The following is a 22550-nucleotide window of genomic DNA, read 5'->3' on the forward strand; positions in this document are numbered from 1 at the left end:
CAACGTCCTACGGTCTCGCCTCGAGGATCATGTTGAACGGCGTCTCGGCGGCACGGCGGACGCTGCGGAAGCCGGCGCCGCCGATAACTTCGCGCAGCATTGCCTCGCCTGCCTGTGCTCCGAGCGCGGCACCGACTTCCTGTGAGAGGGACGTCGGCACGCAGATCATGGTGGATCCCGCGTAGAAGAGGCGTCCGACGGGATTGAGATTGTCCTCGAGGCGGTCGCCGGCCATGGGCTCGGCGATCATCCAGGTCCCGTCCGGCTTCAGGAGACTGCGAACGTGGGCCGCCGCGCCGGCCGGATCGCCCATGTCGTGCAGGCAGTCGAAGCTCGTCACGAGGTCGAAGTCCCGTTCCGGGATTTCCTTGGCTGGCGCGACCTCGAACCGCGTGTTCGCCGAGACGCCGTGTTCGCGGGCATGGGCGCGCGAGTCCTCGATCGATCCGGCATGGAAGTCGTAGCCGATGAACTGCGATTTGGGGAAAGCCTTGGCCATCAGCACGGTCGACCAGCCGTGGCCGCAGCCGATGTCGGCCACCTTGGCGCCGCGTTCGAGCTTGGCGACCACGCCGTCCAGTGACGGCAGCCAGCTCGGGATCAGGTTGCTGTGGTAGCCCGGGCGGAAGAAGCGGGCGACGGCGCAGAACATGCAGCCTGCGTGGTCGCCCCACGCCACGCCGCCGCCGCTCGTGAAAGCGGCCTGCACCTTGGGCTGGTTCTCCAACATCGCCGCCATGAGATCGAAGCCGCCCATCATGTAGACAGGGCTGTCCTCGACGGCGAAGACCATGGCCTGTTCCGGCGGCAGCGCGAAGGTCCTGGCTGCAGGGTCGTATGCCAGATAGCCGGAGGCCGCCTGGTGCGACAGCCATTCGCGCAGGTACCTTTCGTGCACCCCGGCGCGCAGGGCGAGGGCGCTGCTGGTCATCGGGCCTGCTGCCTGAAGGGTCTTGTACAGGCCGAGCGCGTCGCCCATGCGCACCATGGCGACGCTGGCGGCGCCACCGAGATCTCCCAGCATCTTGCCGATGAAATCGTTGAGTTTTGCTTCGTCGACCATGGGCGACCTCTTTCACAATAGGGGTTCATGCTCGCTCGTCTCGGCCCGCTTCGCTTGAAGGATCCCTTGAGAACGCCTCGTCTTTTTCTTGTGACGCATCGCGACGGCAAACAGCACCAGCGGTCCCAGCAACTTGTCCATGCCGACGAGATGGCGCGGACGACCGCTTCGTCTCAACTACCTGGCATGTATTCATGTTAGGTGTGGAGGAGAACCAACAACGAGCCTTCGTCGCGTAGAGTGTGTTGATGAAAGACCAGACCTTGTCGGGCGGTGTGCCGTACGGCGCCATCGCCTTGTTCGCCATCGCCTTCCTTCTCTATTCCGGCTTTCTCGCCAATCTCTTGGGCTCGCGCGGCACCGACCTGGCGGGCCGCGGCATGGCGCTGGGCTTCGCCGCGATCATCGGCGCCGTGCTGTGGCTCGCGCTCACCGGCCTGTTCGTGCTGGCTTGGTTCAACGGCCGCCTGCCGGGCTGGCTGGCCGTTGCAGCGCTGATCGTCCTGCCATTGTCGGCCATCGCAGCCGCGGCGGCCGCCGGCCTCGCCGAGGAGCGTGGTTGGTGGCTGATGACGGCTCCCATCGCATTGCCGCCGCTGCTGGCGCTGCTCGCCCTGTGGGGCCGGTTGCCGGCCTTGCATGGCGTCCTGCCCGTCGGACCGACCAGCGCCGCGCTCGGCGGTGCGATCGTGGTGCTCACGGTCGTGCCGCTGGTGGTGGGCTGGATCGAGACCATGCCCAATCCCGAGCGCGACGCCCAGCGTGCCGAGCAGCAGCGCCGGTACGAGCAGGAGACGGAGCGCCGCGCGCAGCAGGCGCACGCGGAGGAGGAGACCCGCTTTGCGCGCCTCGGTCCCGCTTCGTCGCTCGGCGACTATCTCGACTATCTGCCGCCGGGGAGTTCGCGCCATGCCCAGGCGCTGGCCGGCGCGCGGCTCGTGAAGAGCCGCAACCAGGATGCCGCCGCGCTGCTGCGCGAGGGCCGTCTCAACGATCTCGAGGCGCTGTGGCAGCTCGATCTCGATCCCGCTCAGATCTGCCAGGCCTATGGCGCGGCGTTGCAGGTCCAGGCGATGAAGATCGATCGCAACCAGCCGGGCTATGTCTCTGCCGCGCTCGATATCGAGTGGCAGCTGCCCAACATGAAGTGGCTGGCGGTGGCGCGCTGCGATCTCGGCCAGGCGCTGGCTCTGGCCGAGGCACGGGTGAGGGCGATCGCCGACAATGTTCGCCTGACCGGAATCGCCGACCAGGTCGCGGCGCTGCGCCAGCCGAAGTGAGATGTGGGCGTCACAGCGGCTGCAAACAGACCAGCGGTCTTTGGCAGTGCCGTCTCAACGATCGCGCACTCATGTTAGAGTGAGCGATGCGCGTTCCGGTCGGAACCATCGTCCTGCTGTCGGTGGCGGCAGTCCTCTACATCGCCATGATGAGTTGCCTTGCCGATGCGCCAGGCGGCGATGCCTTCGGACGCGGGCTGGCTCTGGCGTACGCCGCGTTCCTTGGCGCGGCGGTGTGGCTCGTGCTGGCGGCGGCGCTGATCGTCGCTGCCGTGAACGGACGCATGCCGGTGTGGGCGGCGATCGGCCTGGTGCTGCTGCTGCCGCTGTCCTGCGTGGCCGTGTGGATGGCAGGCGACGCCGTCGGCCGGGGTGACTCGTCGGCGCTCCTGATACCGGCCTTGCTGCCGCCGCTGTTCGCTCTCTATGCGCTGTGGGCGCGCCTGCCGGCACTGCACGGCACTCTCGGCGCCGGCGTCGTGAGCGCGGTCGTCGGCGCCGCGATCATCTTCCTCACCGCGACGCCCTTTGTCTCCGCGATCAGGGCCGCGCTGCCCGATCCTGCCCGCGATGCGCGTCTTGCCGAGCTCGCCAGGCAGCAAGAGGAACAGCAGGCGAAGGAGCGACAGGCCGCGCGCGAGCGCGATGAGGCCGAGTTCACGAGCCTCGGCCCGGACTCGCCGCTCGAGAGCTACCTGATCTACCGGCACTCCGACACCTATGGCGCACGCGCTCTGGCCGGCATCCGTCAACTCAGGAACCGCCAGGCCGATGCCATCGCCATGCTGGAGAAGGGCAAGCTGTTCGACCTGTGGGACATCCGGGAACTCGATCTCTCGCCCACGACCGACCTGTGCCAGGCCTATGGCCTTGCCCTCGCCGGAGCGGCGGGCCGGGTCAGCAAGACGCAGTCGAACTATCTCGGCGTTGCCATCGATCTCGAAAGCCAACTACCCAATATCGAATGGCTGATCGCGAACCGTTGTGACCTCGGCCAGCCACTCGGCTTGCTCTCGACCAATCTGCGCGCGGTTGCCGATTCATCGCGTATCACCGGCTTCGCCGACACGCTGGACGGCCTCGGTCGCATCAAGTGAGGTCGCCCATCATGCCAGGTCGATCGTGCCGCTGAGCATCGGCACGCAGCGGCCGCCGATATAGGTATCGACGACGCGGCCGCCCTTCTTCTCGGCCATGCTCTCGAGGATGCTCGGCCGGCCCATGTCGAAGCCCTGGCCGATCGTCTTCGACAGGGTGAGGTCGGCCTCGCGTCGGAAATGCGCCAGCAGGCCGATCAGGACCACGTTGGCGCTGCCGGTCGCGGGATCCTCGGGCACGCCATACAGCGGCGCGAACATGCGCGACTGGATCTCGACGCCGAGTTCCGTCGCATGTGTGTAGAGATGGATGCCGACGGCCCGTGACATCGGCACGTGCCTGGCCAGCAGGTCGGTGCGGACGGTCGCCTTGGCGAGCGCTGCGCGCGACGTCACCTCGGCGAAGACGAAGTTGTTGCCGCATGAGGCGATGACCGGGCGATGCGTCGCCGAACCGATATCGCCGGTGCCGAGGCCGCAGATCTCGGCGACGAGCTCGGGCGCGAGCTCATCGCCGAGAGCGAGCTTCTGGGGCGCCGCCAGCCGGGCGGCGACGATGCTGCCCTGCTCGCGCGTGAGATCGAGCGGCACGAGCCCGGCCTTTTCCTCGAATACCAGCCGGTCGCCGGTGATCTTTCGGCCGTGGCAAACGCCGGCCCGCGCCAGCACGAAGGCCGTGCCGACATTGGGATGGCCGGCGAACGGCATCTCGGCCTTGGGCGTGAAGATGCGGACCTGGGCGGTGTGTGCAGGATCCTGCGGCGGCAGCACGAAGGTCGTCTCGGCGAGGTTGAACTCGGCGGCGATCGACTGCATCTGCTCGGTCGCGAGTCCACGCGCGTCGGGGATGACGGCCAACGGATTGCCGCCGAACCGGCGGTCGGTGAACACGTCGACGGTGGTGAATTCGATCTTCATGGCGCGGACCCTAATGGCTCGCCGCGCCGACGAAGAGCGAGATTAATTCAGGGGCAGGACAAATACCTTGCTGGGCGTCCCTAGAAGGCGGTGAGCCCGCGGGTTTGCAGGACGTACTTCATGGCCCGGAACTCGGTGTCGTGGCGGATCGACGCCGTCACCTTGGCATCGCCGTCGGTATTGGCGGTGGCGACCAGCCGGTCGGTCTCGGCCTGGCAGGCGAGTGTCGCGGCGTGGGCCAGGGCGTCCGGTTCGGTGCCGCTGGTTCCATCGGCCAGGGCATGGCGCTTGAGGCAGGTGTCGCGCGCTTCGTAGCTCTTCTTGATCTCGGCCTGGCGCCCGGGATCTTCGGCCGGAAAGACGCTTCCTTCACAGGCGGTGAGCAGCAGTACAAGCAGCATGAACGCACGATGCATGGAACAATGTCTCCCAACGGGGCGCACCAGCCTTTTCGTGGGTGATATGATCCGGGCGGCCAAAACATCCCTGTGGCATCTGGCCCCGTGCCGCCGCTAAGCTTTCGCCCATGACCCAGAGCCCCCGGATTTCCTACGACCACGGCGTGTCGACCAAGAAGCTGATCGGCGAAACCATCGGCGGCTTCTTCGACCGCACGGTCGAGACCCATCGCGACCGCGAGGCGCTGGTGGTGCGCCAGCAGAACGTGCGTTGGACGTGGGGCGAGCTGGGCCGGCGGGTCGACGATCTTGCCGCCGGGCTGATAACGCTGGGGCTGGAGCGCGGCGATCGCGTGGGCATCTGGGCGCCCAACCGCTACGAATGGACCCTGGCGCAGTTCGCCACGGCAAAGGCGGGGTTGGTACTGGTCAACGTCAATCCAGCCTATCGGCGCGCCGAGCTCGAGTACGCCATGAACAAGGTCGAGTGCAAGGCGCTGATCCTGGCGCCGGCGCTGAAGACCTCGAACTATCTCGAGATCGCGTCGGACCTGGTGAAGGCGGGCAAGCTGCCGCATCTCAGGCACGTGGTGCGGCTGGGCGCGGAGAAGACTCCAGGCATGCTGAACTTCGACGATGTCGCCAATGCCGGCGGCAATGCCGAGAAGATGAAGCTCGCCGAGCTCGGCCCGAAGCTGCAGTTCGACGACGCCATCAACATCCAGTTCACCTCGGGCACGACGGGGCATCCGAAGGGCGCCACGCTCAGCCATCACAACATCCTGAACAACGGCTACTTCGTGGGCGAGGGGCTGAAGCTCACACCCGACGATCGGCTCTGCATTCCCGTGCCGCTCTATCACTGCTTCGGCATGGTGATGGGCAATCTCGGCTGCCTGACACATGGCTCGACCATGGTCTATCCGGCCGAGGCGTTCGATCCGCTGGCGACCCTGCAGGCCGTCTCCGAAGAGCGCTGCACGGCGCTCTACGGTGTGCCCACCATGTTCATCGCCCAGCTCGACCATCCCGAGTTCGCCAAGTTCGACCTCAAGAGCCTGCGCACCGGCATCATGGCGGGCTCGCCGTGCCCCATCGAGGTGATGAAGAAGGTGCAGAGCCAGATGAACATGAGCGAGGTCACCATCGCCTACGGCATGACCGAGACCTCGCCGGTGTCGACGCAGTGCGCCACCGACGATCCGGTCGAGCGGCGCGTCTCGACGGTGGGCCAGGTGCTGCCACACATAGAAATCAAGATCGTCGATACCGAGGGCAAGGCCGTGCCGCGCGGCGAGACCGGCGAGTTCTGCACCCGCGGCTATTCGGTGATGAAGGGCTACTGGAACGACGCCGACAAGACCGCCGAGGCGATCGACGAGGCCGGCTGGATGCACACCGGCGACCTCGCGACCATGGACGAGCAGGGCTACGTCAACATCGTCGGCCGCCTGAAGGACATGGTGATCAGGGGCGGCGAGAACGTCTATCCGCGCGAGATCGAGGAGTTCCTGTACCGGCACCCGAAGATCCAGGACGTCCAGGTGATCGGCGTGCCCGACCCGCGCTACGGCGAGGAGATCTGCGCCTGGATCAAGCTGCACCAGGGCAGCACCGCGACGGCCGAGGAGATTCGCGAGTTCTGCAAGGGCGAGATCGCCCACTACAAGATCCCGCGCTACATCGAGTTCGTGCTGGAGTTTCCGATGACCATCACCGGCAAGATCCAGAAGTTCGTGATGCGCGAGGAGACGATCAGGAAGCTGGGGCTGAAGAGCGAGGAGACAGCTTGATATGCCGAACGGCCGGTCGCGCGATACTTGGCCATGATGGAGGGCGGCCCGCCATCGCCTTGGTGGTCGGTCCCACAGGCGCTCGTGTGGATCGTGACGCGCAGCGAGTCACAGGTATTGCGAGCCGCTAGCCTCCGAACGACCGCCAGCCTTCGTCGATTGACAGGCCTCAGGGCGCTATCGGTTCCGGAAGAGCCGCCCGTGACGCTTGCGGCAGCTGCAGATGAACTGGCTCAGGCTTGGAAAGCTCGGCACCTCGTCCTTTACGGCCGCGAGTCGGGAATGGGGCCCTCACGGTCGGTCCGTGGCCGTAGTGGCCTTTGCTTTCGGGACCATCGTGGCGAGGTATGCCTCGGTGATAGAACCCTCTACTTTGATACGCGCCGGTTCTGGTCGAACTTGTCGTTGCGAGCCGATGACTGCAGGCGCCGTTGGCCATCGCCTGTCAACCAGACACTTCGGACTTCGTGGCGATTGACGGCTGCCCGCCGTCCTACGGATCGCGAAGTGCTCGCGCTGATTGAGCAGACGCAGAAAGAATTCAGAGCAGAACGTAAGAAGGCAGGCCGGGACGTGCTGTTGATGGTGGCTATGAACCACTTCGGGCTGCCTCGAAAGGTGGTACTCGACGTCTGGAACAGCGCGCCTCGCGACCGCAAAGGTGGTCGACCGAAGAAAAACGAAACCCGAGCACAGAAGGGCCCATAGCCAAATGACAGAGGCAGAATAGGCCTCCAAACGTGGCACGCCGAAACGTGGCAACTCCATGTTTCGTGATCAGGTTTTGATCGTGGATCCTTCTCAGACCGCAGGCTTCACGAACGGCAGGTGGAGAAGCAATAAGCGCTTGCCGTTGAACAGCTTCGTTGTCTGCGCAGCCCGCCTGTGTGGCCAACCGGAGTTGCCCCTGTGTTCAATCTCTTTTGGCGCCCCTTTGTGCCCGGGTTTCGCGTCAGACCGCACGACGAAGTACCGGGTTTCAACGTCGACCAGAACAGCCTGCCGAGCCGCTGGTTCAATGGAATGCTCCCGGATGCGGTGACGCAAGGGTATCCCGATTCGCCGCAGACTGAGATGCCGTACAGTATAAGCGTTCCGGCGCTAGGACCTGAGGGGATGGTCCAACCTACCCCGTTGATTGGTTTGGCAGGGTTTCGCGTCAGTCCGCAGGACGATGTCCCTGGCTTCAACGTTGGACTGAGGGATGATGCACCTGGCTTCGGCCTCGACGACGATGTCGAGGAGCAAGAAACGAATTGGTCGTCGCAAACGCCGCCGCCGGACACAGAAGAGCCGGTTCAGCCGTCTCCGCCGCAGTTTCCCGAATGGGTCTATAAGCTCGTAACCTGGTTGCCTCAGTCGTTGGCCGCATTCGATCCGATCATCCCGCGGCGCCTCGCGATCAACTCACTGCCAGGCATGCCTTCAGCTATGCCACCCGATGCCGCACAGCCGGCTTCGTCGAACGCGCCTCAACAGCTGGCAGGCCCAGATATCGCCTCCCGTACCGTCGCCACGCGAGTCACTGCTTCCCAACTCGGAGCGGGGGAAGCGATGTCGAGCACTTGGCACCGACCACAGACGGGTGGTTGGCCGCATACGCAAGTGGCCAAGCTCGATAATCCATGGAGTGCCGAGATCACACGGCGGACAATAGGCCTTCCCTCGATGATGGAGGCCAAGCCAGTCGCAGAGTCCAACTTCATCGTTGCGAGCAGCCGTGCCGCCAGCGAACCGGCATCGCGACCGACGTTGCTGGAATATCGGCAGCAACTGTCGGCACCAGTTGGGACTGCAATAGCTGAGGTCAACCAGCCTCATCAGCCAGACATTCGCATGGCGCCTCTCGAACGCGAGCCTGAACGGATGTCTTCGCCGTTCACGGGCGCCAACCGGCCGCTGGACGTCGGTGGCCGTGCTGAGGATTCGCGCCTGATCGGCCAAGCCTATGCACAAGTCGAGAAGCCTCAAGTTGCGCCACGAGTAGACTTTCGCCGTGACGCAGCGGGTCTGCCGAGCGGCACAATTCTCTCGAGCATCCGCCCTCCTGAGCTGAGCTCCAGCCAGGGTCGGGCTAGCGCAGGGGCCATCGCTCCAACGTTCATCTCGTCGGCGACGGAAACAGTCTAGAAGACGTACCTCGCAACGAGCGGCATGAGCGAGGTGTTGAAGACTCAATTGCCGATCACCTTGCGAAGGGATTTGAATTAGTGGCTCGTGGCCCACGGGCGGTCGATGTTCCAGGATTTTCGTCCCCCCGGCTTTATGACTACATCATTCGGGATCCTGTCACGGGGCTATGCTATGGAGTAGAAGTGAAGACCACTATCATGAGCACTATTCGGCTTGATCGGCAGCAAGTGATGAAAGATGCAGTTGTGGTCGCTAAAGGCGCCAAGGTGCGTGCCCTGGATAATGTGGAACTATCTGGCGTGAGCTATTCGGTCTACTGCTTTGGATGCGAAGCGTTTGATGTCCGATCTGCAGTCCTTCTAAGCATATTGCAGAACGCAGGTGTACCGGTGGTCCCGGGCATTCTGCCGGGAGACATTCGACGACCTTAGACAAAGGGTGGCCATGTTTGACGAGAAGTCGATAACCCCAGGCTTGTCGGGACTTGGCTACATCCGCCTCAAGAAGCTGACCTATAAGGCTTCATGGAGTTCGACCGATGTCGAACACTTTCTATTCGCGTCTTTGTTCGGCGGCGGCAATTATTTCCTTTGCGATTTTGGGATCAGAAATCCTGGAGCTGAGCAGTTCGCACTCGAATGCTTGAAATTGTTCGGCGGACCACGCCTCCGTGATGTCCGCTTTGAGCCTCGCTATGACTGTTCCAATCGGTTTCCTCTGGGAAAGTTGGCGGGATGGTCCATTGGCTGGTCTCTAACGATATCGGCGTTCTCTGAAGCCGCCTTTGCAGACAAGGTCAAAGGCGACATTGAGCACCTTTTGCTTCCGGTCGTCCGTTCCATCCTGTCTCCTGCCGACCTTTTTTCTATATTGATCAAGAACGTCGAGCCTTGTAGCTGGGTAACGGTTGGTGGCCCACTTCGCGCCGCGCAGGTTGTTTACTTAGGACGACGGCTGGGGGTGACAACCAGCGAGCTTCGATCGATGCTGCAACCATATTTGACGCAAATTGGTGGGAGCCTTGGCCGTGGTGGGACGGGGAAGATGCAGTCTCCCAGTGCCTTCCTGGAGAAGGTATTGCAACACGCAAACTAGGCTTGCCCATTCGGTGCCGCACCATCCGCTCGTGTCATTTGCGAGCAGACGATCAAGAAGTTCGGTCTGAAGACGGGGAAGACGGCTTAAGCCGGACTCCTCATGGCTAAGAGCGTGCCACTTCCGTGGCGCATCTTTTTATGTTCTCCGGACCGTGCGCGTCTTCGCGCGCGCCGTCGAGGGCGAACACTACGTTCGGCTGTGATTGGAAGGAGCACCCCGCCGGCCCTAACCGGCCGGCGGGACGCAAGCAGCGCTATCAGCGATCAGCGGGCCTTCGCCGCCTCGACGTCGGGAACGGGAATCTTCTGCCGCTCGAGAGCCTTGGTCAGGTTCGCGATGCCCAACTTGTAGTTCCCCTTCTGGCATTCGCTGAAAGCGGCGGCGACCTCGACATTTGGCGCCGACGTGGAGCCGCGGCCGTTGGCCTCGTACTTGTTGTACAGGCCGTAGAGGTCCCGGCAGCGAGACATGTCGTCGACGGTTTGCGCATGGCCGGCGGCGGCGTAGACGATGGACAGAGCTGCAACCGAGAGGGCGGCAGCATTTCGAGCGATGTTCACGAAAGCCATTGGGCTGTCTCCACTGTGCTTGAAGTGGAGCAGGTCTAACTATTTTGGTATTTTTGATAATCGGCCTTGTTCACGATATACCTTTCAATAGAAATTAAGAATGAGACCTTGAAATGGACCGCTTCGAAAACATGCGCATCTTCACCAAGGTCGTGGAGGCCAGCAGCTTCACGACCGCGTCCGCGGGCCTCGGGCTCTCGACGAGCATGGTGAGCCAGCACGTCAAGCAGCTCGAGGAGCGGCTGGGCGCGCGACTGCTCAACCGCACGACGCGCAGAATGGGCCTGACCGAGGTGGGCCGCGCCTACTACGACCGTTGCAAGCGACTCCTATCGGACCTCGAGGAAGCCGAGGCGGCCGTGGGCAGGATGCAGGTGGCGCCGCGGGGCGACTTGCGTGTCAATGCGACGCCGGTGTTTGGCGTCCTCCATCTGGCGCCCGCGGTTGCCGACTTCACCGCGCGCTTCCCGTCGATCTCGATCGAGGTGATGCTGAGCGATCGTATCGTCGATCTCGTCGACGAGAGCTTCGATGTGGCGGTGCGTGTCGAGCCGCTGCCGGACTCCAGTCTCGTGGCGCGCCAGGTAGCGTCGTGTCGAATGGTCATCTGCGGCGCGCCAGCCTATCTCAAGAAGCACGGGATGCCGCGTACGCCGGCCGATCTCGCCAACCACAATTGCCTGACGTTTACCGGAACATCCTACATACGCGGCGCCTGGCAGCTCGGCTCGTCAAAGGCCGAGGCGCTCGAGGTGTCCCCCAGGGGAAACTTGAGGTCCAACAACGCGGCCGTGCTCCTCTTGGCGGCGCTGGAAGGGCAGGGCCTTGTCGCCCTGCCGACCTACATGGTCGGCGATGCCGTGAAGTCGGGCCGCCTGCGGACGGTGTTGGACGATTATGCGCCTCCGCCTTTGACGATACGGGCCGTCTATCCTCACGGCCGTCACCTTTCGGCAAAGGTTCGAACCTTCGTGGACTTCCTGGCGGCGCGCTTTGGACGAGAAGCACAATGGGAAGGAAGGCCAAAGACAAGCGGCACGACCGCTGCGTGCCAAGGTAGCCGCAAGCATCGTGGTAAAGGAGCAATCCACGTGAAGAAGGCGGCCTAGCCGGCTGCAACAATCGACGGTGCTGGAGCGTTTGGGGGAATATCGCGGGAGCTCCCCATGAAGGCGCTTTCAGTCTCTGCAGCATTTGTGATGGCGGCGGGCACGGCGCTCGCGCAGACGGACCAACGGCCGGCGGACACCCCACTTGCCGTCAAGCCCATCACCTCCGAAGCGAGGACGACCGACACTGACGTGATCCGCTCGAAGATCGAACGGATGGGCTATACCGACGTCAGCGGCCTGTCGCGCGACAGCATGGGTGTCTGGCGGGCGAAGGCCAAGCGCGGGACCGAAACCGTCGACCTCATCGTCGACAAGGGCGGCCGCATCAAGACCGAGCCGCAATAGGGTTCAGTCAGCCGCATACCGGTCGGCGTGCCTTGCCCGGGCGTCCTGGGTGTTGAAAAGGATCGTTTGATCGGGCCCAATCCACTCGTTTGTGGAATCGATGACCAACGGGTGGATGCGACCATGCGACAGAACAAGATCAAGCAGATGTGGCGTGACGGGAAATGTGTGACGCTGGGCTGGCTTTCCGTGTCTCACGGCTTCACCGCCGAGGTGATGGCGCGCCAGGGCTTCGATGCCCTGTGCGTCGACCTGCAGCACGGAACTGCCGAAATGAAGGACGTCGCGCCGATGCTGCAGGCGATCTCGCAGACCGACACGGTCCCGGTCGTGCGGGTCGCCTGGAACGAGCCCGCGGCGATCATGAAGGCGCTCGACCTCGGCGCCTACGCCGTCATCGTGCCGTTGGTGAACAACGCCAAGGAAGCCGCGATGGCGGTTGCCGCGTGCCGCTATCCACCGGTCGGCATGCGTTCCAACGGACCCGTGCGCGCCGTGCACTACGGCGGCACCGACTATGTCGCCAATGCCAACAACGAGATCGTCGTCATGGCCATGATCGAGACCAAGGAGGGTCTGGCCAACCTCGACGCCATCTGCGCCACGCCCGGCCTCGATGCCGTCTACATCGGACCGGCCGACCTGTCGTTCGCCCTGGGGCTGCCGCCGCGCGGTGACAACCCGGATCCGCTCCATCTCGCCACTTGCGACAAGATCCTGGCTGCCGCTCACAAGGCCGGCATCAAGTGCGTCATGCACTGCGCCAGTGCCGCGTTCGCGGCCGGCGCGGTGAAGCGCGGCTTCGACATGGTGATGCTGACGTCCGACCTGTCCTGCATGATCGCAGGCGCGAAGATGCAGCTCGACGAGCTCAAGGCGAAGACGGCCTGACGCAGGCGACCTAGGCGCCATCGAGCGCGGTCAGCGCGTCATCCGGCAGATCGAGTTCGGCGGCAGACAGGTTCTGCCGCAGATGCGCGACGGATGACGTGCCGGGAATCAGCAGGATATTGGGCGCGCGACGAAGCAGCCAGGCGAGCGCGACCTTCATCGGCGTGGTGCCGACGCGCTGCGCAACGTCGGAGAGAATCGAGGATTGCAGCGGGCTGAAACCGCCGAGCGGGAAGTACGGCACATAGGCGATGCCGTCGCGGGCGAGGCCGTCGATCATGGCGTCGTCGGCCCGATGGGCCAGGTTGTAGTGGTTCTGCACGCAGACGATCTCGCAGAGCCTTCGGCCTTCGGCCAATTGCGTGGGCGTGACGTTGCTGAGGCCGATATGGCGGACCAGGCCTTGCTGCTGGAGGTCCGCAAGAACGGTGAGCGGCGCTTCGATGGAGCCTTCCGCCGGCCCATGCACGCTGAAGATGGCGCGCAGATTGACCACATCGAGCACGTCCAGGCCGAGATTGCGGAGATTGTCATGCACCGCCTGACGAAGTTCGTCGCGCGAGAAGGCAGGAATCCATGAAGCGTCCTGACCACGTCGAGCGCCGATCTTGGTGACGATGACGAGGTCATCCGGATAGGGATGCAGCGCCTCGCGGATCAACCGATTGGTGACATGCGGGCCGTAGAAGTCGCTGGTATCGATATGGTTCACCCCGGCCGCGACGGCTTCGCGCAAGACGGCCAGCGCCGCGTCGTGATCCTTGGGCGGGCCGAACACGCCGGGGCCTGCGAGTTGCATGGCACCGTAGCCCAGTCGCTTCACGGTGCGGCTGCCGAGGACGAACGTACCGGTCATTTGCCTTGGTCCTTGCTTCATGTTCCCTGGAGAACATATGAAGGATCCTTCAGTTTTGAATTCGCATTCCATGAGCGCCGTCGCAACGACCCTAAAGCCCAGGAAATCCCCGGTTCAGGCCCGCTCCGCGGCGACCATCGACGCCCTGCACGTCGCGGCGATTCAGGTTTTGACCCGCGAAGGCCTGAGCCGCTCCACGACGACCCGCATAGCCGAGCGCGCAGGCATGTCGGTTGGCAGTCTCTATCAATACTATCCGAACCGCGACGCGCTGCTCGCCGCTGTCCTGGAACGGCATCTGGACCGCATCACCAGCGCCGTCGAGCGTGCGTGCAGCGAACATCGGGGCAAGCCGGTGTCCCAGATGGCAGCGGCCCTTGTCACCGCCTTCCTTGCCGAGAAGCTGCGCGATTCCAGGGAATCGAAGGCGCTCTATGCGGTTGCCGAAGAACGGGGCGGCGCCCGGTTCGTCGCTCGCATGTACGCACGCACGGTGACGGCCGTTGCAACCATGCTGGCAGACGCGCCCGACGCTCGTTTCGATGACCCGACCATGACCGCCACGATAGCGCTCGGCGCCCTGGTTGGGCCCGTGCGAACACTGCTCGAAGGGCACGCTCCTGCCGGCTTCGAAGAGTGCCTCGAACGGCAACTCATCGTGCTTCTGACGGCCTTTTTCCAGGCGAAGGAGTTCAAGCCATAGAGGCCCGGCCAGATGGAACCGCCGGATCGCGTTCTAGCGGGAGACGGCCTGTCGCGGGCGCTGGAGATAGCCGCAGACGCGAACCGGCTTGCCGTCGACCTCGATCTCGCGGGAAGCCACGAGCTGATTGTCGATGAGGCCGTCGGAACCGGCGGGTATCGGCTGGTTGCGGATCAAGAGCACCTTGTGCCGTGCCAGATCGGCAGAGGCGTCGCGTTCGAGATATCGGCGATACAGGTCGACAACGGCTGGCACGGCGGATGGCAACCGCCTGGTCGCGGGTGACGTATAATTCTGAAGGTTCGGCCAGCAGTCGCTCTGGGCGAAGAAGTAGATCGACCCCAGCCAGCAATCGCCGGTCTTCATCTCCTCGCGCATGTTGGTCTCGAGTTGCTGCGGTGTGATCCCGGAACGGAAAAGGACCTCGAAGCCGCTCGCAAAGTGGGTGCTCGCCGCCCGGGCGTGGTCGTCGAAGCTCTGGTCGCTGGCCCATGTCGGCACCGGCTTGGACAGCATCGTGTTGTAGCCGCCAAGCACCACAGTGCCCGTCGGCACGCGCGTCAGGAACAACGACTCGTCGAAGAAGTGCGGCAGGATGACGGCGTCGACCGCTCCGACGCGCGCCCTGGCTTGCGCAAGCACGTCGCGAAACAGCACCGAACGGACATTGTCGAGCTTCCAGTCGGCCTCGTTGCGCCAGGCGCCCTGCACCGCCACGAAGCCAATCAGGAACAGGAGGCCGACCGGCAGGAACTGGCGCAAGTCGCGATGGCGCTCGAAGGATGAAAGGAAGCCGCCACTCATCAGTCCGCCGCCGACGGCGATGCAGACATAGGCGATGTAGACTTCCCAGTTCTGCGGCATGACCGCGAGCCCGGTGACGATCTGCTGGTTCAGCACGATAGCGGGCACCGCGAAAAAGACGGCAGCAGCGACGGCGGGCGGCTGAATTCCGGTTCGACGCATCGCCACGCCGGCCCAGACGAGGCCGCACAGCGCGAGGGCAACCGAAGGGCGCAACACCGGCATATGGGTATGGAACATCATGCGTGCGGCGACCGACGATGTCGTGCCGATGCCATACAGCAGGATGCAGGTCGCCGTCGCAGCTGCCATCGCGAGGGCGAACGGCACGACGATCTTGCGCTTGAAGAGAACGATGCTGCAGACCGACAGCGCGGCAAAGACCAGGATGGCGGCGACGGCGATGTTCACGTAGGTGAAGACCAGCAGCGGTGTCGTCGCACAGGCCACAAGGTAGGTCGATCGCCGCCCGTCCAGGAAGGCGCGCAGCAGGATCGCCCAGTAGAAGAACACCGCGATCCAGCTCGCTTGCGGCTCGGGGCGCCGATGGACCAGGAAGAAGCTGAGCACATCCGGCTTCAGCAGGGCGGGGTTGCCGACGAGATCGGCCAGCCAGACGGCGGGCGGTTCGTAGTCGATGATCCTGCTGCTGCCGCTCAGGAAATCGAAGCTGAACAGGATCAGAAGGGCCCAGATCAGCCGACCGAGCGACCATCTTTCCCAGGTGCCGGCGAGAAAGACGGCGCCTGCGAAGGCGAGAACGGGCATCAGGAGGCCGTACATCGTGAGCATCACGTCGTACGACGCGCCGGCCCACAGGAGGACAGCTCCTGGAAGCTTGCTGAGCAGCCGGTAGTTTATGTCGAGCGTGCCTTGTTCGATTTCTTGCTGGAGCTGCCAGAAGTAGTAGGGCTCGTCATAGGCAAGCTGCATCGACAGGAACTCGCCGAACAGGCCCGAGAAGCGAAGCGTGGTCCACACCGGGTTGAACAGAAGAAGGCCGACGACCGCGACGGTCATTGCCATCCTCACCTCGGGCCTGTCGACGAGGGAGCGCTCGATTGAGGTTGGCTGCACGCGCTGATTGCGGCCGGCTAGGCGGCCTGCTCCCTTCGTTCGACCGTCGCCTGGAGCTTGTGCTTCCTGACCGTGGCTTCGCCATAGAACGGCATCAGCAGGTATTGAGACACCGTCTTCGGCTCGGCGATGTCGGCCAGGCCGACCGCCGGCCACTCGTCATGGCGCGGGAAATAAGCGGTGCCGAACAGCACGTCCCACAGCGGCGTGGTGGTCGAGAAGTTGCGGTTAAGATGCCGTTCCTCGATCGAATGGTGGATGCGATGCACGCGATTGTCGGAGAAGACGTAGCGCAGGGGACCGATGTTCAGCCGCGCGTTCGAATGGATGAAATACGAATGCGTGTTGAGGACGACGATGACCAGCCAGGGCACCGGGCCCGACGCGACGCCGAGCAGGAAACTCATCGGGATCGTCACCGCCACGAACTGGAAAAGATCCTCGAAGACGTGGTGGTAGCTGTTCGTGGCGCTCATCTCACCGATCGAATGATGGACGCGATGGAAGCGCCAGAACCAGCCGAACCTGTGCTGGGCACGATGCATCCAATAGTAGAAGAAATCGGATACGCAGGCGATGCCAAAAGTCGCGATCGTGTATCCGACAATGCGCGTCCAAATGTCGGATGACGTCGTCAGCGGCGACAGGTCGAGGAACGCCAGCGGCTTGGTGCTGCCCGACACGTCTGTTCCGGGCGCGGCGTTCTCGACACCCGACGCCATCGTCAGTAGCGACAGCACGATCGTGTTGATCGCGATCCCGACCATCACCATCCGGGCGCCGCGCCAGTAGGACGCCCATGAGGCGCGCTGGCGCGGCAACACCAGCTCCAGGAGAAGGAAGAAGAGGCAGGTCGCCGCCGGATACTGCACCCGGATCAGGAAGGAATTGCCGATCCCGTACAGCCAAGAGTAGGCGGCGTCGAGAACCTGCAACATCAATCGGCCGCCGCGCGCTGCTCCATCGCCGCGGTCGCCGGCCGGTTGGCCTTCAGGAACGTCCGGATGTGACGCACGGCGAGCGGAATCTTCTCCGGCGTGTCCTTCCAGGGATACATGCTGACCTGCGAGTTGGGCGCCAGCATCGCCACCTCCATCGCCACCGCGTAGGGATGCGGCGGGATGTCGTCGGGCAGCACCATGATCGGGATCTGACAGTTGCGCACGAAATCGCGGCTGACGGTGAACACGAAGTCGGGATTGGCGCGGTACATCTTGGCGAGGAACTGGCTCACCTGGTCCATGGTGACGTCGGGTCGCCGCGCGGCGAAGGCCGGGCCCCAGTTGTTCATGTTGTTTTGGTAGAACTGGTCGGGCAGTTCGGGCCGATGGCCGCTCGGCTGCGTCAGCACGGCGGCGACGACACGATTGGGCGCGCGCTTGATCAGGTTCCAGATGAACGGCTGGCCGATGCAGAAGCCCAGCACCATGAACTTATCGATGCCGAGGTGATCCATCAGGCCGATGTGATCGTCGGTGAAGGAGTCCCACGGCCGGTCGATCTCGAGCGGTCCGGAGGACTGGCCGGCATTGGCGTTGCGCAGGTCGGCGCCGACACAGCGGAAGCCGTCCTTGGCGAACTCCTTCATCGCGTTGAAGGGATGGCTGGTGTCGAGCCCGGCGATCGTCGAGTTGAGCCCGCCGCCCGGGATCACCATCAGCGGATAGCCTGAGCCCATCTCTTCGTAGTGGATGCGGACTTTGCCTCTTTCATAGGTCGGCATGGCGGTCCTCCTTGACGGCGTTGGCTGTTTACACGCAGCGCGCGAGTTTGGCCCTCCTGCCGGCCTCGCTCAACGGGTTTCCGGCCGCCGCGCCGGCATCACAGCCTGCTCGTCCAGTCGTCATCCTGGACGGGATTGCGACGCTGGCGGTCGCGCATCTGCTGCACGGCACCCCGTACGTCGTCTTGCCACTTGCGAAAGCCGACCAGGGTCCGAGCCTTCAGGGCGCGCTCGCCATCGGACAGGTACGGCGCAGGATCGGAGAATTTTCCGTTGATGATCGTCGAGAAGTGCAGGTGCGCGCCGGTCGATCGGCCGGTCATGCCGACATAGCCGATGACCTCACCCTGGCTGACTCGGCTGCCCACAGCGTGGCCGGCGGCAAAGCGCGACATGTGGGCGTACAGCGTCGTGAACTGGGCGGCGTGGCGGATCTTTACGGTGAGGCCGTATTCGAAGTGACTGCCCTGATGCTCGATGACGCCGTCGGCTGCCGCGAGGATCGGCTGCCCGATGCGCGCCTCGTAGTCGATGCCGTCGTGGAAGCCGCCGCCCGATGGGCGCCCGTAGTAGCGACGGGGCCCGAAGGGCGATGACATGCGCGAGCCCGGCCGCGGCGGCGCCAGGGCGGCGCCGAGCCGCCGGCCGTCGTCGTCGAACCAGCCTTCGGGCTCGTCGTCCGGCGCAAATCGCCAGAACGTCTGCCTGTCTGCGCCCTCCGTGCCGATGGAGACATAGAGAGGACAGGGAGCGCCGTCGGCCGTCGCGCCCAGGGCGACGCGAACGATGTCCGAATCGGCCGGGAAAGTCTCGAGAAGGGAGAAGATCACCTGGTTGGCCGGCGCTGCCGCACGCACGCTTTGCAAGCCCACCTCTGAGATCGGGGCCGACAAGCTTGTGCCGGACGAGAGTCCGCAGACCTGGCCGGAGACGGCAGGAACATCCTTCGGCTCGCCTCGGAGCTCCAGGCGACTGCGGCTGTCGTACTCCGGCAGGACGCCGCCGGGATTGCGATCGAGACGGCCATAGTCCGGCGTCCGGACATGCGCGGTGGCATCCGCGACTGAAAGGCCGAGCAGGCAAACGGCAGCGAAGGCGAGTCGCAGTGTCGACGGCCGACGGAATCCGCCGGCAGGACGCGCAACTGTCGTCATGGACCTGCTCCCCTCTCGTGCATTGGTGGCTGATGTCCGGAACCTAGCGCCCGACAGACGCTGGCTCCAACTGGATTCTTACTGCCGATTCACATCGACTGATTCGCTCGCTCAGCCCGTCAGCCGTTGCACCACCTCGAGCTGGATCTCGGCCGCCTCGACCATCTCGGCGATCGGCACCGATTCGTTGGCCGCATGGCCCTGCACGCCCGAGCCGGGACCGAAGTTGATGATTTCGATGCCGTCGTCGGCGTAGTAGCGGCCGTCGCTCACGCCAGTGGCGTTGAGGAACTTCACCTTGCGCCCGGTCTGCTGCTTCACGACGGCTTCGAAGGCGCCGACGGCCTGGCCGTTCTCCGGCGCGAAGAAGCCGTTGGTGCCGGTCAGGAACTCGACCGAATACATGTTCTTCGGTTCGCCGACCTTGTCGATCACCGACTTCAGCTCCTTGAAGGCGTCCTTGACCTTCTCATTCGGCAGCAGACGACGGTCGATCTCGACAGTGCAGGCCGAAGGCACGACGTTGGTGTTGTGGCCGCCATGGAACATGCCGACATTGACCGTCGACTTCATGGCGCCCTTCACGCGCTTGGTCAGTGCCTTGTTGTAATACGCCTGCAGCGCGCCCACCAGCCGCATCATGCGCAGGATGGCGTTGTCACCGCCCGCCGGATTGCCGGCGTGCGCGGCGCGGCCTTTGGTCGTGATCTTGGCCCACATCACGCCGCGCTCGGCCACGATCAGGTTGTTCTCGGTCTGCGCGCCCAGGATCAGCGCATCGGGCCGCACGCGGCCGCTCTTGCGCAGAAATTCCATGCCGTCGGGCCCGAGATTCTCCTCGTCGGCCACGAAGGTGAAGATGAGCTCGCCGTTCTGCGGGCCGCCGCGGCGCGCGATCTCCTCGGCGAGCCAGATCTGCACCGCCATGCTGCCCTTGCAGTTGCCGGCGCCCAGGCCATAGACCAGCCCGCCTTTGACCAGCGCCTTGTAGGGATCGCTCTTCCAGTTGGCGCGCTCGCCCACGCCGACGGTGTCGACATGGGCATTGAAGGCGATCACCGGGCCTTTGCCCTTGCCCTTCATCCGCGCCACGACGTTGTCGACGCCCTTGGTCTTGGTCGCGATCTCGACCTTGTAGCCCGCCTTCTTCAGGCGCTTCGCCGCGTAGGCGCAGATCTCGACCGAGGTGCCGGGCGGGTAGGGGCTCGGCAGGGCGATCAGGTCGGAGAGGATGCCTACAAGATCGGACTCAGGTTTTTTCGACACAATTTTTCCTTCGACTATCTGTTCGCCAATTCTTCCAGCACTTCGACCAGCACGCGCGCGCCGGCGGCGAGGTCGGCAGGCGTGGCGTTCTCGGCCTCGTTGTGGCTGATGCCGCGCTCGCAGGGCACGAAGATCATGCCGGCGGGGCAGAGCTTGGCGATGTGCATGGCGTCATGGCCTGCACCCGACGGCATGTCCATGTTGGTGAGCTTCAGCGCGTCAGCCTTCGCGCGCACGAGATCGATCACCTTGGGATCGAAGTCGGTCGGCGCCACGTTGGTCACGCGCTCGATCGCCGCCGCGCAGGGCGCGGCCTTCTTCGCGACGATGTCCTTGAGCTTCGCCTCGTGCGCTTCCAGCACCGCATTCGACGGATGGCGCATGTCGATGGTGAAGCTCGCCTTGCCCGGCACGGTGTTGGGCGAGCCGGGCTGTACCTCGACGCGGCCGATGGTGAAGCGCAGCGTGTCGTCGGCGTCGGCGGTGGCTTCGTACATCGCCGCGGCGATGCGCGTCGCTGCTGCGAAGGCGTCCTTGCGGGCAGCGCGCGGCGTCGTGCCGGCATGCGCTTCCTCGCCTTCGGTCGTCACGATGTAACGTCGGCTGCCCTGGATGCCGGTGACCACGCCGATGGTCTTGCGCTCGTTCTCCAGACGCGGGCCCTGCTCGATATGCGCCTCGACATAGCCGTCGAGCGCAAAGCCGGGCTTGCCGTCGCGCAGTGGTGCGGGCGCCGCCTCGAGCGTGCTGGCCAGTGCATCCTTCAGCACGACGCCGTCCCAGTCCTTCGCCAAAAGCATGTCGTCGAGCTTGTAGTAGCCCGCGAACACCGCGGAACCCATGGCGCCCGGCTGGAAGCGCGAGCCCTCCTCATTGGTCCAGGCGACGGCGACGACGGGCCGCTTGGTCTTCACGCCGGCATCCTCCAGCGCTTCCAGCGCCTCGAACGCCGCCAGCACGCCGTACATGCCATCGAAGCGGCCGCCAGTCGGCTGGCTGTCCATGTGCGAGCCGCTCATCACCGGCAGGGCGTTGGCATCGGCGCCCTCGCGGCGCACGAAGAGATTGCCGATCGCGTCGGTGAACATCGAGAAGCCGCGCGCCTTGGCCCACGAGGCGAGCAGGTTACGCGCGGCCGCATCCTCGTCCGACAGCGCCTGGCGGTTGACCCCGCCCTTGGGCGTGCCGCCCAGGCGGGCCATGTCGGCGTGGCGTTGCCACAGGCGATCTTCGCGAACGGCTTTGGCACCGCTCATGCATTCTCTCCGGTCTTGTTGGCCGAGCTATAGCGGCCCCATAGTCGCGCATCAATCGGGAGGTCCCCTTGCATAATCACCTCGAGCGCAATCTTCTGGGCTACGGCTCCAACCCACCCGATCCGCAATGGCCCGGCGAGGCCCGCATCGCCGTGAGCTTCGTGCTGAACTACGAGGAGGGCGGCGAGAACACGATCCTGAACGGCGACGCTGCCTCCGAAGTGTTCTTGACCGAGACGCCGGGCGGCACGCCGATCGTCGGCGGCCGCGACCTTTCGACCGAATCGATGTACGAGTACGGCAGCCGCGCCGGCTTCTGGCGCATCATGCGGCTGTTCTCCGAGCGCAACATGCGATTCACGTCATGGGCGGTCGGCCGCGCGCTGGAGCTGAACCCGGCCGCCGGCAAGGCCATGGCCGAGGCTGGCCACGAGGTGGCGAGCCATGGCTACCGCTGGATCAACTACAAGGATTTCACGCTCGAGCAGGAGCTCGACCACATGAAGATGGCGGTGAAGGCCATCAAGGACACCGCCGGCAAGCCGCCGGTCGGCTGGTACACTGGCCGCTTCGGCATGCACACGCTGTCGGCTGTCATCAAGCACGGCGGCTTCCTCTATTCGAGCGATTCCTACAACGACGATCTGCCGTACTGGGTGAAGGTCGATGGCACGCCGCACTTGATCATCCCCTACACGCTGGAAGTGAACGACATGAAGTTCGGCGTGGCGCCGGGCTACACCGCAGGCGACGGCTGGCTGCAGGCGATGAAGGACAGCTTCGATGTGCTCTACGCCGAGGGTGCGCGCAGCCCGAAGATGATGTCGATCGGCCTGCACTGCCGCCTGGTCGGCCGGCCGAGCCGCGCCGCCACCTTGGCGCGCTTCATGGATTACGTGGCCTCAAAGCCCAAGGTCTGGGTAGCGACACGCGAGGAGATCGCGCGGCACTGGATGAAGGTGCATCCGGCTTAGTCTTTCTCTTCCGGACCGCGCGCATCCTGCGCGCTCATGA

General features: G+C 64.4%; 24 protein-coding genes. 12 read left to right on the plus strand and 12 right to left on the minus strand.

Going from position 1 to position 22550, the window contains the following annotated elements; all coding sequences use genetic code 11:
• Positions 1-7 precede the first annotated feature (7 nt).
• Positions 8-1063: a class I SAM-dependent methyltransferase gene (locus tag RSO01_RS13910; protein ID WP_147149705.1), complete on the minus strand. Its 1056-nt coding sequence runs from the start codon at positions 1061-1063 to the stop codon at positions 8-10.
• 12 nt (positions 1064-1075) lie between these two features.
• Positions 1076-1204 carry a hypothetical protein gene (locus RSO01_RS49460; RefSeq protein ID WP_281291453.1) on the minus strand — a complete coding sequence of 43 codons (129 nt, stop codon included), beginning with the start codon at positions 1202-1204 and terminating at the stop codon, positions 1076-1078.
• Between the two features lie 107 nt (positions 1205-1311).
• On the opposite strand from RSO01_RS49460, the gene RSO01_RS13915 reads away from it, so the two are divergent.
• Both RSO01_RS13915 and RSO01_RS13920 read left to right on the plus strand, forming a co-directional pair.
• Positions 1312-2343: a hypothetical protein gene (locus RSO01_RS13915; protein WP_147149706.1), complete on the plus strand. Its 1032-nt coding sequence runs from the start codon at positions 1312-1314 to the stop codon at positions 2341-2343.
• 86 nt (positions 2344-2429) lie between these two features.
• On the plus strand, positions 2430-3440 hold the full coding sequence (locus RSO01_RS13920) for a hypothetical protein (RefSeq protein ID WP_147149707.1): 1011 nt from the start codon (positions 2430-2432) through the stop codon (positions 3438-3440).
• 9 nt (positions 3441-3449) lie between these two features.
• On the opposite strand, the gene RSO01_RS13925 is transcribed toward RSO01_RS13920, so the two are convergent.
• The gene (locus tag RSO01_RS13925) at positions 3450-4358 is read right to left on the minus strand and encodes a PhzF family phenazine biosynthesis protein (protein ID WP_147149708.1); all 909 of its coding nucleotides are present in this window, start codon (positions 4356-4358) and stop codon (positions 3450-3452) included.
• A gap of 80 nt (positions 4359-4438) precedes the next feature.
• A complete protein-coding gene (locus tag RSO01_RS13930; RefSeq protein WP_170303045.1) occupies positions 4439-4759 on the minus strand; it encodes a hypothetical protein in 321 nt (106 codons plus the stop codon).
• A 125-nt stretch (positions 4760-4884) separates the two neighbouring features.
• On the opposite strand from RSO01_RS13930, the gene RSO01_RS13935 reads away from it, so the two are divergent.
• The 5 genes from RSO01_RS13935 (at position 4885) to RSO01_RS13955 (ending at position 9777) form a co-directional block, all read left to right on the plus strand.
• Positions 4885-6549 (plus strand): AMP-binding protein, encoded by a 1665-nt coding sequence (locus RSO01_RS13935; protein ID WP_147149710.1) that lies wholly within the window; start codon positions 4885-4887, stop codon positions 6547-6549.
• Between the two features lie 507 nt (positions 6550-7056).
• The gene (locus tag RSO01_RS13940) at positions 7057-7257 is read left to right on the plus strand and encodes a hypothetical protein (protein ID WP_147149711.1); all 201 of its coding nucleotides are present in this window, start codon (positions 7057-7059) and stop codon (positions 7255-7257) included.
• A gap of 201 nt (positions 7258-7458) precedes the next feature.
• Positions 7459-8679: a hypothetical protein gene (locus tag RSO01_RS13945; RefSeq protein ID WP_147149712.1), complete on the plus strand. Its 1221-nt coding sequence runs from the start codon at positions 7459-7461 to the stop codon at positions 8677-8679.
• A 185-nt stretch (positions 8680-8864) separates the two neighbouring features.
• Positions 8865-9113, plus strand: a complete 249-nt coding sequence (locus RSO01_RS13950) for a hypothetical protein (RefSeq protein WP_147149713.1) — start codon at positions 8865-8867, stop codon at positions 9111-9113.
• A 13-nt stretch (positions 9114-9126) separates the two neighbouring features.
• The gene (locus RSO01_RS13955) at positions 9127-9777 is read left to right on the plus strand and encodes a hypothetical protein (RefSeq protein WP_147149714.1); all 651 of its coding nucleotides are present in this window, start codon (positions 9127-9129) and stop codon (positions 9775-9777) included.
• A 266-nt stretch (positions 9778-10043) separates the two neighbouring features.
• Here the strand turns inward: RSO01_RS13955 and RSO01_RS13960 are convergent, their stop codons facing one another.
• Positions 10044-10349 carry a hypothetical protein gene (locus RSO01_RS13960; RefSeq protein WP_147149715.1) on the minus strand — a complete coding sequence of 102 codons (306 nt, stop codon included), beginning with the start codon at positions 10347-10349 and terminating at the stop codon, positions 10044-10046.
• Positions 10350-10462: 113 nt separating this feature from the next.
• Between RSO01_RS13960 and RSO01_RS13965 the strand changes: the two genes are divergently transcribed.
• The 3 genes from RSO01_RS13965 to RSO01_RS13975 all read left to right on the plus strand — a co-directional run bounded on the left by RSO01_RS13965 (position 10463) and on the right by RSO01_RS13975 (position 12697).
• The gene (locus RSO01_RS13965) at positions 10463-11458 is read left to right on the plus strand and encodes a LysR family transcriptional regulator (protein WP_147149716.1); all 996 of its coding nucleotides are present in this window, start codon (positions 10463-10465) and stop codon (positions 11456-11458) included.
• Positions 11459-11515: 57 nt separating this feature from the next.
• Positions 11516-11806, plus strand: a complete 291-nt coding sequence (locus RSO01_RS13970) for a hypothetical protein (RefSeq protein ID WP_147149717.1) — start codon at positions 11516-11518, stop codon at positions 11804-11806.
• 123 nt (positions 11807-11929) lie between these two features.
• Positions 11930-12697 carry an HpcH/HpaI aldolase family protein gene (locus tag RSO01_RS13975; RefSeq protein ID WP_147149718.1) on the plus strand — a complete coding sequence of 256 codons (768 nt, stop codon included), beginning with the start codon at positions 11930-11932 and terminating at the stop codon, positions 12695-12697.
• A gap of 10 nt (positions 12698-12707) precedes the next feature.
• Here RSO01_RS13975 and RSO01_RS13980 read toward each other — a convergent pair whose 3' ends face one another.
• On the minus strand, positions 12708-13553 hold the full coding sequence (locus RSO01_RS13980) for an aldo/keto reductase family oxidoreductase (protein WP_170303046.1): 846 nt from the start codon (positions 13551-13553) through the stop codon (positions 12708-12710).
• Between the two features lie 70 nt (positions 13554-13623).
• On the opposite strand from RSO01_RS13980, the gene RSO01_RS13985 reads away from it, so the two are divergent.
• Positions 13624-14256: a TetR/AcrR family transcriptional regulator gene (locus RSO01_RS13985; protein WP_147149727.1), complete on the plus strand. Its 633-nt coding sequence runs from the start codon at positions 13624-13626 to the stop codon at positions 14254-14256.
• A gap of 33 nt (positions 14257-14289) precedes the next feature.
• Here RSO01_RS13985 and RSO01_RS13990 read toward each other — a convergent pair whose 3' ends face one another.
• From RSO01_RS13990 to RSO01_RS14015, 6 genes are all read right to left on the minus strand, one after another.
• Entirely contained in the window at positions 14290-16080 is a 1791-nt protein-coding gene (locus tag RSO01_RS13990) for a hypothetical protein (protein WP_147149720.1), read from the minus strand.
• A 74-nt stretch (positions 16081-16154) separates the two neighbouring features.
• Positions 16155-17075, minus strand: a complete 921-nt coding sequence (locus tag RSO01_RS13995) for a sterol desaturase family protein (protein ID WP_147149721.1) — start codon at positions 17073-17075, stop codon at positions 16155-16157.
• Positions 17075-17860: an alpha/beta fold hydrolase gene (locus RSO01_RS14000; protein ID WP_147149722.1), complete on the minus strand. Its 786-nt coding sequence runs from the start codon at positions 17858-17860 to the stop codon at positions 17075-17077. Before RSO01_RS14000 ends, RSO01_RS13995 begins: the two co-directional genes overlap by 1 nt.
• 98 nt (positions 17861-17958) lie before the next feature.
• The gene (locus RSO01_RS14005; protein WP_147149723.1) at positions 17959-19014 is read right to left on the minus strand and encodes a M23 family metallopeptidase; all 1056 of its coding nucleotides are present in this window, start codon (positions 19012-19014) and stop codon (positions 17959-17961) included.
• 111 nt (positions 19015-19125) lie between these two features.
• Positions 19126-20280 carry a M20 family metallopeptidase gene (locus tag RSO01_RS14010; RefSeq protein ID WP_170303047.1) on the minus strand — a complete coding sequence of 385 codons (1155 nt, stop codon included), beginning with the start codon at positions 20278-20280 and terminating at the stop codon, positions 19126-19128.
• A gap of 14 nt (positions 20281-20294) precedes the next feature.
• On the minus strand, positions 20295-21536 hold the full coding sequence (locus RSO01_RS14015) for a Zn-dependent hydrolase (RefSeq protein WP_147149725.1): 1242 nt from the start codon (positions 21534-21536) through the stop codon (positions 20295-20297).
• A 68-nt stretch (positions 21537-21604) separates the two neighbouring features.
• Between RSO01_RS14015 and puuE the strand changes: the two genes are divergently transcribed.
• Complete coding sequence (gene puuE / locus RSO01_RS14020; RefSeq protein ID WP_147149726.1) at positions 21605-22510, plus strand: allantoinase PuuE; 906 nt, start codon at positions 21605-21607, stop codon at positions 22508-22510.
• The last annotated feature ends 40 nt before the right edge of the window (positions 22511-22550 follow it).

The sequence above is a fragment of the Reyranella soli genome (assembly GCF_007992495.1).
In the GTDB taxonomy this organism is placed as follows: Bacteria; Pseudomonadota; Alphaproteobacteria; order Reyranellales; family Reyranellaceae; genus Reyranella; species Reyranella soli.

Coding starts and splice junctions, on each gene's coding strand:
- RSO01_RS13935 (WP_147149710.1), top strand. CDS start 4,885: ATGACCCAGAGCCCCCGGATTTCCTACGACCACGGCGTGTCGACCAAG.
- RSO01_RS13925 (WP_147149708.1), bottom strand. CDS start 4,358: ATGAAGATCGAATTCACCACCGTCGACGTGTTCACCGACCGCCGGTTC.
- RSO01_RS13910 (WP_147149705.1), bottom strand. CDS start 1,063: ATGGTCGACGAAGCAAAACTCAACGATTTCATCGGCAAGATGCTGGGA.
- RSO01_RS13980 (WP_170303046.1), bottom strand. CDS start 13,553: ATGACCGGTACGTTCGTCCTCGGCAGCCGCACCGTGAAGCGACTGGGC.
- RSO01_RS13955 (WP_147149714.1), top strand. CDS start 9,127: ATGTTTGACGAGAAGTCGATAACCCCAGGCTTGTCGGGACTTGGCTAC.
- RSO01_RS13970 (WP_147149717.1), top strand. CDS start 11,516: ATGAAGGCGCTTTCAGTCTCTGCAGCATTTGTGATGGCGGCGGGCACG.
- RSO01_RS13960 (WP_147149715.1), bottom strand. CDS start 10,349: ATGGCTTTCGTGAACATCGCTCGAAATGCTGCCGCCCTCTCGGTTGCA.
- RSO01_RS13975 (WP_147149718.1), top strand. CDS start 11,930: ATGCGACAGAACAAGATCAAGCAGATGTGGCGTGACGGGAAATGTGTG.
- RSO01_RS13920 (WP_147149707.1), top strand. CDS start 2,430: ATGCGCGTTCCGGTCGGAACCATCGTCCTGCTGTCGGTGGCGGCAGTC.
- RSO01_RS13930 (WP_170303045.1), bottom strand. CDS start 4,759: ATGCTGCTTGTACTGCTGCTCACCGCCTGTGAAGGAAGCGTCTTTCCG.
- RSO01_RS14015 (WP_147149725.1), bottom strand. CDS start 21,536: ATGAGCGGTGCCAAAGCCGTTCGCGAAGATCGCCTGTGGCAACGCCAC.
- RSO01_RS13985 (WP_147149727.1), top strand. CDS start 13,624: ATGAGCGCCGTCGCAACGACCCTAAAGCCCAGGAAATCCCCGGTTCAG.
- RSO01_RS49460 (WP_281291453.1), bottom strand. CDS start 1,204: ATGGACAAGTTGCTGGGACCGCTGGTGCTGTTTGCCGTCGCGATGCGT.
- RSO01_RS14005 (WP_147149723.1), bottom strand. CDS start 19,014: ATGACGACAGTTGCGCGTCCTGCCGGCGGATTCCGTCGGCCGTCGACA.
- RSO01_RS13990 (WP_147149720.1), bottom strand. CDS start 16,080: ATGACCGTCGCGGTCGTCGGCCTTCTTCTGTTCAACCCGGTGTGGACC.
- RSO01_RS13965 (WP_147149716.1), top strand. CDS start 10,463: ATGGACCGCTTCGAAAACATGCGCATCTTCACCAAGGTCGTGGAGGCC.
- RSO01_RS14000 (WP_147149722.1), bottom strand. CDS start 17,860: ATGCCGACCTATGAAAGAGGCAAAGTCCGCATCCACTACGAAGAGATG.
- RSO01_RS13995 (WP_147149721.1), bottom strand. CDS start 17,075: ATGTTGCAGGTTCTCGACGCCGCCTACTCTTGGCTGTACGGGATCGGC.
- RSO01_RS13915 (WP_147149706.1), top strand. CDS start 1,312: ATGAAAGACCAGACCTTGTCGGGCGGTGTGCCGTACGGCGCCATCGCC.